This window comes from Mycoplana sp. MJR14, assembly GCF_029210525.1.
Classification (GTDB): domain Bacteria; phylum Pseudomonadota; class Alphaproteobacteria; order Rhizobiales; family Rhizobiaceae; genus Mycoplana.
Map to the genome: position 1 here is coordinate 119,057 of NZ_JARGEO010000002.1, position 14,064 is coordinate 133,120.

At 69.8% G+C, this 14,064-nt stretch carries 12 protein-coding genes; 5 read left to right on the plus strand and 7 right to left on the minus strand.

The genetic code is table 11. The features are described 5' to 3' along the window. The 5 genes from P0086_RS04845 (at window position 1) to P0086_RS04865 (ending at window position 3,966) form a co-directional block, all read left to right on the plus strand. Complete coding sequence (locus P0086_RS04845; RefSeq protein WP_275784395.1) at window positions 1-786, plus strand: hypothetical protein; 786 nt, start codon at window positions 1-3, stop codon at window positions 784-786. A gap of 144 nt (window positions 787-930) precedes the next feature. Beyond that, complete coding sequence (locus P0086_RS04850; protein ID WP_275783099.1) at window positions 931-1,773, plus strand: folate-binding protein YgfZ; 843 nt, start codon at window positions 931-933, stop codon at window positions 1,771-1,773. Continuing rightward, a complete protein-coding gene (locus tag P0086_RS04855) occupies window positions 1,770-2,405 on the plus strand; it encodes an HD family hydrolase (RefSeq protein ID WP_275783102.1) in 636 nt (211 codons plus the stop codon). The genes P0086_RS04850 and P0086_RS04855 overlap by 4 nt, the downstream gene beginning before the upstream one ends. Next, window positions 2,402-3,001, plus strand: a complete 600-nt coding sequence (locus tag P0086_RS04860) for a tyrosine phosphatase family protein (protein ID WP_275783105.1) — start codon at window positions 2,402-2,404, stop codon at window positions 2,999-3,001. The genes P0086_RS04855 and P0086_RS04860 overlap by 4 nt, the downstream gene beginning before the upstream one ends. Then, on the plus strand, window positions 2,998-3,966 hold the full coding sequence (locus P0086_RS04865; RefSeq protein WP_112597438.1) for an NAD regulator: 969 nt from the start codon (window positions 2,998-3,000) through the stop codon (window positions 3,964-3,966). Before P0086_RS04860 ends, P0086_RS04865 begins: the two co-directional genes overlap by 4 nt. A gap of 76 nt (window positions 3,967-4,042) precedes the next feature. On the opposite strand, the gene P0086_RS04870 is transcribed toward P0086_RS04865, so the two are convergent. The 7 genes from P0086_RS04870 to P0086_RS04900 all read right to left on the minus strand — a co-directional run bounded on the left by P0086_RS04870 (window position 4,043) and on the right by P0086_RS04900 (window position 14,013). After that, complete coding sequence (locus tag P0086_RS04870; protein ID WP_275783108.1) at window positions 4,043-4,555, minus strand: superoxide dismutase family protein; 513 nt, start codon at window positions 4,553-4,555, stop codon at window positions 4,043-4,045. Between the two features lie 85 nt (window positions 4,556-4,640). Further along, window positions 4,641-5,546, minus strand: a complete 906-nt coding sequence (gene nadC / locus P0086_RS04875) for a carboxylating nicotinate-nucleotide diphosphorylase (protein WP_275783111.1) — start codon at window positions 5,544-5,546, stop codon at window positions 4,641-4,643. Window positions 5,547-5,581: 35 nt separating this feature from the next. Further along, entirely contained in the window at window positions 5,582-7,180 is a 1,599-nt protein-coding gene (locus tag P0086_RS04880; RefSeq protein ID WP_275783115.1) for an L-aspartate oxidase, read from the minus strand. 215 nt (window positions 7,181-7,395) lie between these two features. Then, a complete protein-coding gene (gene nadA / locus P0086_RS04885; RefSeq protein ID WP_148655465.1) occupies window positions 7,396-8,478 on the minus strand; it encodes a quinolinate synthase NadA in 1,083 nt (360 codons plus the stop codon). Between the two features lie 182 nt (window positions 8,479-8,660). After that, a complete protein-coding gene (locus P0086_RS04890) occupies window positions 8,661-9,902 on the minus strand; it encodes an MFS transporter (RefSeq protein WP_112607780.1) in 1,242 nt (413 codons plus the stop codon). A 112-nt stretch (window positions 9,903-10,014) separates the two neighbouring features. Next, window positions 10,015-10,860: an MOSC domain-containing protein gene (locus tag P0086_RS04895; RefSeq protein ID WP_275784397.1), complete on the minus strand. Its 846-nt coding sequence runs from the start codon at window positions 10,858-10,860 to the stop codon at window positions 10,015-10,017. Between the two features lie 144 nt (window positions 10,861-11,004). Next, window positions 11,005-14,013: a DUF2339 domain-containing protein gene (locus P0086_RS04900; RefSeq protein WP_275783125.1), complete on the minus strand. Its 3,009-nt coding sequence runs from the start codon at window positions 14,011-14,013 to the stop codon at window positions 11,005-11,007. Window positions 14,014-14,064: the final 51 nt, after the last annotated feature.

A 14,064-nucleotide genomic window follows, 5' to 3' on the forward strand; every position in this document is an offset into this window, starting at 1 on the left:
CTGAGCTTGTACGACCGCATCAGGCTGCTTCGCGGCAGCGTGTTCGCCGTCTCGTTCGTGCTGGCGACCACGGCTTCCCTCGGCACAGTCTCTTCCGCCTTCGCGCTCAGCGAACTGAAACAGATTCCCGGACAGACGACGCAGGAACAGCCCGCGCGCGACGGCGCCGAACCGGCGCAGGCGCCCTCCGAGGAAGCCGAGCCCGAGGAAGGCGAGCCGCTGCAACTGCCCATGCCCGACCCGCTGATTCGCCGCAACGCCGGTGAAGACGCCGTGACGGAGCCGGCAGACGACAAGGCGGTCACCGAGCCCGAGCCGCCGGTCGAGGTCCTCTACGACATCACCAAGGCGCCCGAACCCGTCCAGCGCATGCGCGAACTGATCGTCGAGGCGGCCGCCTCCGGCGACATCGAACGGCTGCGGCCGCTGCTCGGCAAGGGACCGACGCAGACCCAGGTCTCCGTCGTCGAAGGCGCCGACGATCCGGTCACGACGCTGAAGGGCCTGTCCGGCGATCCGGAGGGCGTCGAGATCCTGGCGATCCTGCTCGACGTGCTGGCGACCGGCTTCGTCAAGGTCGATGCGGGCACGCCGAACGAGATGTATGTCTGGCCCTATTTCGCCGAGAAGTCGCTCGAGATGCTGTCGCCGCCGGAAAAGGTGGAGCTCTTGCGGATCGTCACCGCCGGCGACTTCGCCGACATGCAGGAGTTCGGCGGCTACAACTTCTACCGCGTCGGCATTTCTCCGGATGGCCAGTGGAAGTTCTTCGTCGCGGGCGACTGAGGCTGCCGCACGACGCTGCAGGTCGGACGCCGGCCTCCAGCGGACGCTATAAGACTTGCGCCGGCCCGACCGGCATTCTACCTCTGATCAGGACGAGATTTGCAGTGCGCCTGCCGCGGCGCGCGCTTCAGACTGGATTGAGCCATGCCCGCAGTTACCCTTTCCGGACGCGCCTTCGTGGCGATCACCGGCACCGACGCCGAAGACTTCCTGCAGGGGCTGATCACCACCGACATTGCCGCGCTGCCGGAAGGCGAGGCCCGGGCCGGGGCGCTGCTCAGCCCGCAGGGCAAGATCCTGTTCGATTTCCTGGTGTCCCGCCTGCCCGGCGGCGGGTTTGTCCTGGAGACCGCCGAGGCGGAGCGCGATCCGCTCGTCAAGCGGCTGACCATGTACAAGCTGCGGGCGCAGGTGGCGATCGCTGCCACCGACGCGACGGAGACGACGGTCACCTGGGACGCGGACGGCGAAGGGATCGCCGACGGCCGCTTCGCCAGGGCCGGCCGCAAGCTGCTGCGCCGGCCGGGCGGCGGCGGCGACGCGCCCGCCTCCCTCTACGATGCGCTGCGGATCGACTGCGGGATCGTCGAATCGGGGGCCGACTATGCGCTTTCGGACGCCTTTCCGCACGACGTGCTGCTCGACCTGTCCGGCGGGCTCTCCTTCCGCAAGGGCTGCTATGTCGGCCAGGAGGTGGTGTCGCGCATGCAGCATCGCAGCACCGCCCGCCGCCGGCCGGTGATCATCGAGGCGCAGGCGGCGCTGCCGGCCCCGGGCACGGACATCACGGCGGAGGGAAAGACGATCGGCACGCTCGGCACGGTTGCAGGCAAGCGTGGCCTTGCCATCGTCCGCATCGACCGCGTCGCCGATGCGCTGCGCGCCGGCATGCCGATCCGGGCCGGCGACGTCGAGGTGAGCGCCCGCCTGCCGGACTGGACGGGGCTGTCGTTCCCCGAAGAGAGCGCCGAGGCGCCCGCGCAATGAGCGGGACGGGACGGACGAGGAGCGAGCCGCGCGCCTGGCAGCGCATGCTGTCCGGCCGCAGGCTCGACCTGTTGAACCCTTCGCCGCTCGACGTCGAGCTTTCCGACATCGCGCACGGCCTTGCCCGCGTCGCCCGCTGGAACGGCCAGACCGCCGGCGATCATGCCTTTTCCGTCGCTCAGCACTCGCTCGTCGTGGAAGCGATCTTCCGCCAGCAGAACCGCTGCGGACCCGACGAATGCCTGATGGCGCTGCTGCACGACGCGGCGGAATACGTCATCGGCGACATGATCTCGCCGTTCAAGGCGGTGGTCGGCGGCGGCTACAAGACCGTCGAGAAGCGGCTGGAGGCGGCCGTTCACCTGCGCTTCGGGCTGCCTGCCGAGACGCCGCGCCCCCTGAAGGACAAGATCAAGAAGGCCGACCGCGTCGCCGCCTTCTTCGAGGCCACCGAGCTTGCGGGCTTCTCGCGCGCGGAGGCTTCGAAGTTCTTCGGCGAGCCGCGCGGGATCACGATCGAGATGCTGCCGGTGACCCCGCTGCCGGCGCTGCAGGCGCAACGGCTCTTCGTCGAGCGGTTCGAGGCGCTGGAAGCGGACCGCTCGGGCGGGGCCCGGGAGCGGCAGGCATGAGCGTCGGCGCGGGCACCGGTGGCGTTGCCGGCACGGGCGCAGGCCGGATCGTCGTTGCGCCGCTGCCGAAGGTCGCCGAAATGGCGGTGCGCAACGGCTGCCGCGAGATGATCAGCCTGGTGGCGCCGAAGCAGTTCTTCCATCGCCCGGCGGTGATCGATCCCGCCCGTCACCTGTTGCTGTCGTTGAACGATATCGCCTTTGCCGGCACCGGCGCGCTGGTCGCGCCGCAGGAGGATCACGTCGCGGCGGTGATCGCCTTCGCGCGCAGTTGGGACCGCACCGCCCCGCTTCTGATCCATTGCATGATGGGCGTCTCCCGCTCGCCGGCCGCGGCCCTGATCGCCGCGCTCGCCGTCGCCCCCGACCAGGACGACGAGGCGCTGGCGCTGCGGCTGCGCGCGGTCTCCCGGCAGGCGACGCCCAATGCCCGGATCGTCGCGATCGGCGATGCGCTGCTCGGACGGCAGGGGCGGCTCGTCGCCGCGGTGAAGACGATCGGCCGCGGTGCGGACTACGTCGGCGACCAGCCCTTTTCACTGCCGGTCGAGGCGGTCGCAGCCGACGTCCTGGCCGACGGCGGGGCGCTGCCGTGAGCCTCTCCGCCTCGCCTCCGGTCGAGATCGGGCTGAATGCGGCGGTGGTGGCGATCGACAACCGCGCCCCGGCGATCCTCGTCATCGCGGGCGAGCAGGGCGTGCGCGATGCCCTGCCCTTCGGCCCGTTCGAGCCGACGCGCCATCGCACCTTCGAGACCAGCCTGCGCGCCAGCGTCGAGGCGCAGACGGCGCTGAAGCTCGGCTATATCGAGCAGCTCTACACCTTCGGCGACCGCGGCCGGCAGAAGGCGCCGGACGAGGCCGGCACGCACATGGTCTCGGTCGGCTATCTGGCGCTGACGCGCATGGACGCGGAGGCCACCGAGAAGCTGGAGGCGGTGGGCGCGCGCTGGCGCGACTGGTATGCCTTCCTGCCCTGGGAGGACTGGCGCGGCGGCCGGCCGGCGATCCTCGACCGGACGATCATCCCGGCGCTGACCGAGTGGGCGGCCGAAAGCGCGCCGCACGACAGCAAGGCTCTGCCCGGCCGCAAGGCACGGCTGCGGCTCGCCTTCGGGCTCGACGACTTTCCCTGGGACGAGGAGCGGGTGCTCGAGCGCTACGAACTGCTCTATGAGGGCGGCCTTGCGGCGGAAGCGGTGACGGACGGCTGGGCCGCCCCCGGCAAACCCGCGGCCGGCGTCGCCATGCGCCACGACCACCGGCGCATCCTGGCAACCGCGGTGGCGCGCCTGCGCGGCAAGATCAAGTATCGCCCGGTGATCTTTGAACTGATGCCGGTGGAATTCACCCTGACGGACCTGCAGGCGACGGTCGAGGCGATCTCGGGCCGCCACCTGCACAAGCAGAACTTCCGCCGCCTCGTCGAAGGCGCGGAACTGGTGGAGCCGACGGGCGCGACAAGCTCGACCACCGGCGGCCGCCCGGCCGCCCTCTTCCGCTTCCGCAAGCAGATCCTGGAAGAACGCCCCGCGCCGGGGCTCAAGGTCGGCGGGCGGTGACGGGGCAAACAACCTCACCGACCGCGAGAGCGACGCCCCTCGCCGACCGAAGGCGACAGGCGATGCCCGCCGCCCCCTACTTGATCACCGCGCAGGCCAGCCGGTCGCCGGCGCCGCCGGCAGGCGCGGTGCGATAGTCGTCGAAGCCGGCATGGACGACGATGGCGCGGCCGCGGATGCCGTTGTCGCCGTCCTCGAGGCGCACCATGGCGTTGAAGACCTGGGCGCGCATGACGCCGTCGTCACCGACGTACTGGTTGGGCATGTCGCCGGCATGCGGACCGTCGGCGGCCAGGAAACCGTGCTCCTTTCCACCCGGATTGAAGTGCCCGCCGGCGGATTCATGCGACGAGCTCGGATCGCAGGCGCCGGTCTCGTGGATGTGCAGCGCCACCCATTTGCGCGGCGGCAGGCCGGTCAGCTCGATCTCGAACAGCACCCCGCCATCGCTCCCGGTCAGCGTGGCGCGGCCGCTTTCGGTTCCCGCCAGACCGAGGAATTCCGCCTGTGCTGTGTTGCTGTCCTGCGCGAAAGAGCCGCTGGTGGCGAGGAGTCCGGCGGCGAGCGTTGCGGCGGCAATCCGGGTCATGACTGTCCTTCCCATCTTGAAGTGGTGTCAGGACATCAACTCACCCGTCTGCCGCGTGTTCCCGCACGCGCGGCGGAAAATTCCCTCAGCCGACCGCGATATCCAGGCCGATGTCCAGCGTCGGGGCGGCCATGGTGATCTTCGAGGTGGAGATATAGTCCACGCCCGTCTCGGCGATCGCGCGGATCGTCTTGATGTTGACGTTGCCGGATGCCTCCAGCTTCACCCGGCGCGAATCGGCCGGATAGGCCTCGTCCGACAGGCCGGCGCAGTCGCGGTTGATCTCGACCGCGCGGCGCAACAGTTCCGGCCCCATGTTGTCGAGCAGGATCACGTCGGGGGCGGCCTCCAGCGCCTCCTCCAGTTCCTCCAGCGTCGCCACCTCCACCTCGACCTTGACGAGATGGCCGGCGAAGGCGCGGGCGGCAGAGACCGCGCCGGTGACGCCGCCCGAGACGGCGATGTGGTTGTCCTTGATCAGGATCGCATCGTCGAGGCCGAAGCGGTGCGACGAGCCGCCGCCCATCCGCACGGCATATTTCTCCAGCGCCCGCAGGCCGGGAATGGTCTTGCGGGTGCAGCAGACCCGGGCCGGCGTGTGGGCGATCTCGTCGGCGAAGGTGGCGGTATAGGTCGCCACCCCCGAGAGGTGCATGAGGAAATTGAGCGCGACGCGCTCGGCCGACAGCATCGCCCTGGCCGGCCCGCTCACCCGCGCCAGCACGGTGTCGGGCGCGACGTGGTCGCCGTCGCTGACGAAGGCCTCGAAGGAAATCGACGGATCCATCAGCCGGAAGGCGGCCGCGGCAAGCGCCATGCCGGCGATCACGCCGTTTTCGCGCACGTTCAGTTCGGCGGTCGCGGACAGGTCCGGCGCGATCGTCGCCTGGCTGGTGATGTCGCCGGCGCGCCCGAGGTCCTCGTTGAGCGCCGCCCGCACCTGATCCTCGATCAGAAGCGGCGAGAGGACGGGCAGATGGGCCTTGGTCATGGTGGTCATTCCTGAAGTTAGCGCTTCTTGCCTGCTTACGCCGCTGCGGTCTCGGAGAGCTCGGCGACCAGCCGGTCGGCGTCCTCCAGCGTCATGTAGGTGCGGTGCTGCCAGGCCTTTCGCGGCTCGGGGAAATCGGCGCGGAAGTGGCCGCCGCGGCTCTCCTCGCGCAGGTAGGCGCCGACGGCGATCAGCTTGGCGGTGGTGGCGATGTTGTGGAAGCGCATGCGGGTGTTCTCGCGCTCGAGCTCCGCAATCGCGCGGATCGCATCGCAAAGCCCGTCGCGGTTGCGGATCACGCCGGCCTGGGCGCTCATCAGCCGGCGCAGCCGGGTCAGCGCCGGGCTGTCCTCCAGCGTCACCAGGTCGTCGCTCTCGTCGGCGTTCTGACCCCAGTCGCCGGTCTTCGGCTCCGGCAGCATGCCCTTGATGTTGTCGGCGATGCGGCCGGCGAAGACGACCGCCTCGAGCAGCGAGTTCGACGCCAGGCGGTTGGCGCCGTGGACACCGGTCGAGGTCACTTCGCCCGCCGCCCACAGGCCGTCGATCGAGGTGCGGCCCTCGGCGTCGGTCAGCACCCCGCCCATGTGGTAGTGCACGGCCGGCACCACCGGGATCGGCTGGGTGACCGGGTCGATGCCGGCGGCCATGCAGGAGGCATAGACGGTCGGGAACATGTCCGGGAAGTGCTTGCCCACCGCCTTGGTGCAATCGAGATAGGCGCCGCGGCCGGCCTGGACCTCGGCGAAGACGCCGCGCGAAACGATGTCGCGCGGGGCGAGCTCGCCGTCCGGGTGGATGTCGAGCATGAAGCGGTGGCCGGCCGCATTGACGAGATGGGCGCCGTCGCCGCGGAGCGCCTCGGTCGCCAGCGGCGCCGGGTCGCGGCCGATGTCGATCGCGGTTGGATGGAACTGGACGAATTCCGGGTCGGCGATGATGGCCCCGGCGCGCGCGGCCATGCCGACGCCCTGGCCGCAGGCCTCCCAGGGATTGGTGGTGACCGCATAGAGATGGCCGACGCCGCCCGAGCAGAGCACGACGGCACGGGCCGGAAAATGCACGCGCTTCTTCGACTGGCCGGCGTCGGGGCGGGCGATGACGCCGGAGACGAAGCGGCCCTCGCGCACCAGTTCCTCGACGACATAGCCTTCCAGCACGCGGATCGAGGGCGTGTTGCGGACGGCTGTGATCAGCGCCTCCATGATGGCCTTGCCGGCCATGTCGCCGCGCACGCGCACGATCCGGCGCTCCGAATGGGCCGCCTCGCGCGACAGGAGCAGCTTGCCTTCCAGGTCGCGGTCGAAGGGCACGCCGTATTCCAGGAGGTCGGCGATGCGGGCGGGGCCTTCGGCGACCATCGAGCGCGCCATCTTCCCGTCGACGATGCCGGCGCCGGCTTCGAGCGTATCGGCCACGTGCTTGTCGAAGGTGTCGCCGGAACTCATCGCCGCGGCGATGCCGCCCTGCGCCCAGGCCGAGGACGCGCCCTGCCCGATCGGCGCCGCCGCCAGGATCGTCACCGGCCGCGGGCTGAGCTTCAGCGCGCAGAACAGGCCGGCAAGCCCGCCGCCGACGATGACGATATCATCGATGGCGTTCCAGGACTGGGGGCGGAAACTTTCCAGTGGCATGTCCTATTCCTCCTCTGCGCGCTCACGACCGCCCCTCACCTGCCTGCCGGCATCCTCTCCCCGCAAGCGGGGCGAGGAGCGATGGGCGCGCCGCCTTGCTCCTTCTCCCCGCTTGCGGGGAGAAGGTCCCGGCAGGGGGATGAGGGGCCAAGCCGGTATGGCGGAACGATCTGTCGTGCGGCCTCTCCATCTGTTTGCGCGGAACGGTGCTCGCGCTACTGCTTCAAATTGATCATCCGCTCGACGGCAAGGCGGGCGCGACCGGCGATCACCGGGTCGACCAGCACCTCCTCCGTCATGTTCACCAGGCTGTCGAGGATCTTCGGCAGCGTGATGCGCTTCATGTGCGGACAGAGGTTGCACGGCTTGATGAAATCGACGCCCTCGACCTCGGCCTGGATGTTGGAGGCCATCGAGCACTCGGTGACCAGCAGCACGCGCGGCGGGCGGTGGTCCTTGACGTAGTTGATCATGCCGGCGGTGGAGCCGGAGAAATCGCAGACGGCGATCACGTCCGGGTGGCACTCGGGATGGCCGATGATCTCGATCGACGGATCGGCCTCCTTGTAGGCGAGCAGTTCGGCCGGGGTGAAGCGCTCGTGCACCTCGCAATGGCCCTTCCAGGTCAGGATCTTCTTGTTGGTCTGGCGGGCGACGTTCATCGCCAGATACTCGTCGGGAATGCACAGGACCGTGTCGCTCTCCAGGCTCTCGACGACGGCGAGCACGTTCGAGGAGGTGCAGCAGATGTCGGTCTCCGCCTTCACGTCGGCCGAGGTGTTGACATAGGTGACGACGGGGACGCCCGGATAGCGCTGCTTCAGGAGGCGCACGTCGGCGCCGGTGATCGATTCCGACAGCGAGCAGCCAGCCTTGGCATCCGGAATGAGCACGGTCTTTTCCGGGTTCAGGAGCTTGGACGTCTCGGCCATGAAGTGCACGCCGCACTGGACGATGATCTCGGCATCGACCTTGGTGGCGTCGCGGGCGAGCTGCAGCGAATCGCCGACGATGTCGGCGACGCAGTGGAAGATGTCCGGCGTCTGGTAGTTGTGGGCGAGGATGACCGCGCCGCGCTCCTTCTTCAGCCGGTTGATGGCGTGCACGTAGGGCGCATAGACGGGCCACTCGATCGCCGGAATGAACTGTTTGACGCGCTCGTAGAGATGCTCGGTCTCGCGGGCGACGGCGGGCGTGAAGGTCAGATCCGGCATGTCGACGACGCCGAAGCGCTCGGCGGCCGAAAGCGGGGCCACCTCCTCCCGTGCGGCGATCGAACCGGTGGCAAGCTGGGTCATGAACCCCTCCCTGAGTGTCCGCCCATCGGCGAGGCCCATATTTTGCTCACATTGAGCATAACTGGAGCCAAATAAAACCGGCGAGGCCGGCCGGGTTGATTTAGAAAGTTTTGTGACGGTTTGCAAGGAGGCGGCCCGGACATTTTCGCCGGGCCGGCCGGATCTCGTCTTTTCCGTTTGCCTCAGGCCATCGCCGGCCGGGCCACCGGCTGCTCGCGGATCGGCCAGTGGACGACCGCGGCGAAGATGCCGAGCGCGGCGCCGAACCACCAGACCGGATCGTAGGTGCCGAAGTGGTCGTAGAGATAGCCGCCCATCCAGACGCCGAGGAACGAGCCGATCTGGTGCGACAGGAAGACGATGCCGCCGAGCAGGCCGAGGTGGCGCGTGCCGAACATGATCGCCACCAGCGCATTGGTCGGCGGCACGGTGGAAAGCCACAGGAGGCCCATCACGATCGCAAAGATGATCACCGACAGCGGCGATTGCGGCAGAAGCAGGAAGGCGGCGACGGCCACCGAGCGGGCGAGATAGATCAGCGCCAGGAAATAGGGCTTGGAATGGCGCTGGCTGATGACGCCGGAGGCGAGCGAGCCGATGATGTTGAAGAAGCCGATCAGCGCCAGCGCGATCACCGCATAGCGGGCGTCGATGCCGATGTCGCCGAGATAGGCGGGGAAATGCGCGGTGATGAAGGCGACCTGATAGCCGCAGACGAAGAAGCCGGCGACGAGCAGCAGGTAGCTGCGATGCCCCAGGGCCTCCGTCAGCGCCTGGGCGACCGTCTGCTGGAGGGCGGTCTCGCCGCCCTTGCCGGCGGTGGCGGCGTTGCCGCGGAGCGGAACGGCAAAGACCGGCACCAGCAGCATCAGCCCGCCGAGCGCCACCAGGCTGTCGGACCAGCCGAGCGACGAGATCAGCCCCTGGCTCAGCGGCGCGAACAGGAACATGCCGGCCGAGCCCGCCGCCGTGCCGATGCCGAAGGCCATCGAGCGCTGCTGCGGCGTGACGTTGCGGGCGAAGGCGGAGAGCACGATGCCGAAGGAACCGGAGCCGACGCCGAGGCCGACCAGCACGCCGCCGCCGACATGCAGCGTCCAGGGCGAGCCGCCGAGCGACATCAGGAACAGGCCGCAGGCATAGACGATGCCGGACATGGCCAGCACCCGCCAGGTGCCGTACTTGTCGGCGATGGCGCCGAAGAACGGCTGGCTCAGGCCCCAGCAGAGGTTCTGCAACGCCATGGCCAGCCCGAAGGTGGTGCGGTCCCAGCCGGTATCCTGCAGCATCGGTAGCTGGAAGAAGCCCATGGCCGAGCGCGGTCCGAAGGTCAGCATGACGACGATCGAGCCGGCCGCGATGATGAGCCAGGGCATGTGGGCGCGCCCTGCGGCGGCGGCAATGGTCGATGTGGGGGCGGACATGGGCGACTCCGGTTGATCGGCCGCCACGTTAGCCGCGCCGTCCCATGAGAAAAAGTGAATTAATTTGCAGCGAACGATCAGGGACCTTGATGAATGGTAGGCCGCCGGCGCCTCAGCCGCGCACCCGCATCGGCCAGCGTTCGTCCCGCCGCCGCAGCACCGTGACCGCGTCTCCCAGGCGCAGTTCGCCCTCGCCGCGCGGCACCGCGTTCCAGCCGAACAAGACGCCTGCGACGCTGCGGTCGGCGGACATGCGCTTTTCGGCGAGCCCCTGGATCGGGTTGCCGCCGATGCGCTCGCCGGTGATCTGGTCCTGCGTGGTCATGATGCAGCGGGCGCAGGGCTTGACGAGATCGAAGACGATGCCGCCGATCTCGACGGCCTGCCACAGGTCCTCGGCCCACGGCTCGTCGTGCTCGACGAGGATGTTGGTGCGGAAACGGTCCATGCCGACCGGCTCCTGGCCCTTTTCGGCCAGCGTCCGGTTGAGATCGGCGAGCGAGCCGGTGGTGGTGATCAGCACGGGAAAGCTGTCGGCGAAACCGACGGGCACGGGATGGCCCGCCCATTTCGCGCCGACGTGGCGGCTCGCCTGGCCGTCCATGTGGACGAGCCTGACCGCGCGGCCGAGCCAGTCCGACAGGGTCGCGTTCGACGCCGCGTCCGCGAGCGCCGCATCGACGGCGCTGTCCCAAACCGTCACCGGAAGGCGGCGGGCGGCGTCGAAGGACGGGACAAGTTCGCGGCCGTTCATGACGAGGCGGACGGTGCCGTCCTGCGGATAGGCCTCCACCTGCGCCAGCGCCTGCAGTTCGCGCTGGGTGATGAAGCGGCCGTCCGGCTCGGTCACCATGAAGCGCCGGTCGTCGGCGATCCCGTCGAGCCCGACCGAGACGGCCTGCATCGGTATGGCACGGCCGCTCTTCAGCGGATGGATGTTCAAGCCCGCGACCGTCATGTCCTTCGCCGTCATCCCTGTCCCCTCGTGTCTGTCTGCCGCTCGCTCGCCGCTGCACGCGGCGCGGGAACGATCCGGCCCACTCCTTAGCCGATTTGCCCCGGCGGGGAAACGACACCTGACGGAATCCGCCCGGATCCGCCGTCAGGCCGCGTCCGGCGAGGCCGGCGTGCCGGGTCCGGATGGGGCGGAAGCGGGCGGACCGGCCGGAGCCGGGTCGGAAGCGGGGCCGCCCGCCCTGCCGGTCAGGATCTTCTGATAGAACAGGCCGATGCCGATCAGGACGGCACCGAGGCCGATGAAGGAGAGTGCGCGCAGGATGCCCTGCAGGTTCGACATGTCGACCAGGAACACCTTGACCACGGCGAGCAGCACCAGGGCCGCCGATGCGAGGCGCAGGCTTCTCGCGTCGAGGCGCGAGCCGAGCGCCAGGAGCGCCACGCCGAGCAGCAGCCAGACGACGGAATAGGTGTAGGTTTCCCCCTCGATGAACCCTTTCCAGCCGGCGATCCCCTCGCCGTGCCAGTAGCGGCGCACCGAGAGCGTCACCCAGGCGAAGACAAGCACGGCGCCGGTCAGCGCCAGCAGCGTCACATAGGCCGCCGGGCGCCGGCCGCGCGCATACCAGGCCAGCCCGGCAAAGGCGAGGCCGGGCAGCAGGTAGCCGACGAGCAGCAGGTTGAAGAACGGCCAGCGGCCGGTCAGTTCGCCGCTGAAATAGGGGTTGAGCGCGAAGAAGTGCGCCGACAGGATCGACAGCATGGACAGCACGCCGACCGCCATCGAGCCGTAGCGGAAGACCGGGCTCGGCTGCTTCAGCTCCAGCGTCATCAGGGCGGCCGAGGCGCCGGCGGCAAGGAGGGTGTAGATTGCCTGCTCGCCGAGCGTCGGCGCAGCGCTGTCGAGCACGCCGCCGTTCATCGCGTGGCGGACGAGGATCGCGACCGACAGCAGGAGGAAGAGGCTCGCCAGCGCCTGCAGCAGGTTGCGTGCGCGCTCCCCGGGCCAGCTGCGAAGCAGCCAGGCGGAGGCTGCCAGCAGCAGCGCCGGGATGCCGTAGCCGGGCAGCAGCTGGTTGAATACCGGCGTCTTCGACAGGTTCGCAGGCCCGACGATCGTCGGGTCCCAACCGATGCGGACAGCAACGACGAGGGCCGCGCCGACCATCGCCCAGGGCAGGACGGGCCATGGCCGCAGGCGGGTCGCAAGCACCATCGCGAAGCCCAGGATCGCGACGAGAAGGGTCGTGGCAAGACCGTCCGTCAGCGCGAACAGGGCGAGCGTGAGGAAGGCGAAGCCGCCCAGCACCAGCGTCCATTGCGGCACGGGCGCCGGCCCCGGCGGCAGCGTGCGGGCATGGACCTCGGCCGCCCCCAGATAGGCCAGTCCGAGGACGAGCGCGAACAGCCCGTGCGTCAGGTCGAACGACAGGTTGCCGAAGGCGAGGAAGGAGACGGCGGCGATCGCCACCGGGAAGATGGCCATGAGCACGCCGTTGAGGGCCGCGTGACGTGGCGCCCTCTCCTTCCACAGCCAGATCGCGCCCGCACCGGCAGCGGCAAGGGCCGCGGACAGAAGCAGGAGCACTGCGACCGGGGCAGCCCCTGCGGCGATCGGCACGGCCGTGTCGAAACCCGGTTGCCCCGGCAAGGCGGTCAAGGTCTCCAGCGCATTTCGTCCCGATACTCCCGCCAGCACCATGGCCCCGGCAAGGGCGCAGAGATGGCCGAGGACGGCGGGATAAAGAGCCCACCATCGGGCCGCGCCGAGGACGGCCAGTGCGAAGGCAAGAACCGCGAAGGCTGCGGCCGACGAGGCCGGCGACGGATGCAGGAAGGCGAGGACGATGGCCGGAAGCGACGCTGCCAGCGCGGCACTGAGCGAGACGGCGAGGAACGCCGGCGCGAGGATCCGCCGCCAGCGGGCGGTCGTGGACCGGCCCCCGGCGGCGGGCGCGGCTGCGCCGGTCATCGCGGCGGTGCCGGCGACCGGACCGCCTTCGGCCATGGCGATAGCGGCTGCAGCTTCACCCTGCGGCGTTGCCGCCACGCCGTCGGCTCCGGCAGGCGCGCCGGCCGGCACCCCGGCATCGGCTTCGCCTGCCGCCCCGCCGGCGCCGGGCCAGAGCACGGCCGCACCGGCCAGCATGACGAGGAGGGCGAGCGTGACGGGCGGCGTCGGCAGCGGCTCCGCTGAGGCCAGGTAGAGCAGCGCCCAGAGGCCGAGCGCGACATTGGCGAGCGTCGGCGCCACCTGCCAGCATCGCAGGCGTGCTGCGGCCGCGGTCGCAAGCCAGGCGATCGAGAGATAGCCGAACAGCAGCCACGGATCGGGCTCGTCGCTCGCAACGAGCAGCGGCGTCACCATCGAGCCGAGCAGGCCGAGACCGGCGAGCGCCTGCCCATGCAGCAGCGACAGCGCAATCGTGGCCAGGGCGATCGCCGCGAGCAGCAGGAAGGAAAGGGGCGCGCCAATGAAGCCGTAGAAGCCGTGCGCGGCATAGGTGACGCCGAACAGCGTCAGCGCGCCGGCGGCCGTCAAGACGCCGGGGATCATCGCGTTGCGGAAGGCCACCATCTCGATCGGCATGCCGCGGCGGCGGACGATCTCGCCGGCCGCGACCAGCACGAGCCCGAACAGGGCTGCCAGCGTCAGCCGGACGGCGGGGCTGAGCACGCCGGCCTCGATCGAATAGCGGACCATGAAGACGCCGCCGAGCGCCAGCGCAAGCCCGCCGACCCAGACCGCCCAGCGCGCGCCGATCCGGCTCTCCAGGCTCTCGCGCATCGGCTGCGCGATCGCCGCAGTCGCCGTTTCCGCGCCTGCCGCGGCCGACACACCCGCGCCGGCCGGCGACGCCGCGTCGTCGCCATCGGCCGCTGCGCGCCCAGGCAGCCAGGGACTTGGGAAGGATGGTTCGGCGGAGGCCGCCTCGGCATCGCCCGGGGCGGCCTCTCCGGCCGCCACAACGGAGGCGATGGCGGTTTCGTCCGCCTCGCGCAGCGGCGACGCGGCGGCGCCGCCGGCCCTCATCGCCTCCAGTTCCTCGCGAAGTCTGCGAATCTCTTCAGTGAGTTTCGCCGTTGTCTTGCCATTCCGGTTCATCGCGGCAATGGCAAGCACGATGGCGACCAGAGCGAGTATTTCCGCCATGTCTCTCCGCCTGCGCGGTCAATGTCCCGCGCGCTTGTGTGCTTCGACACC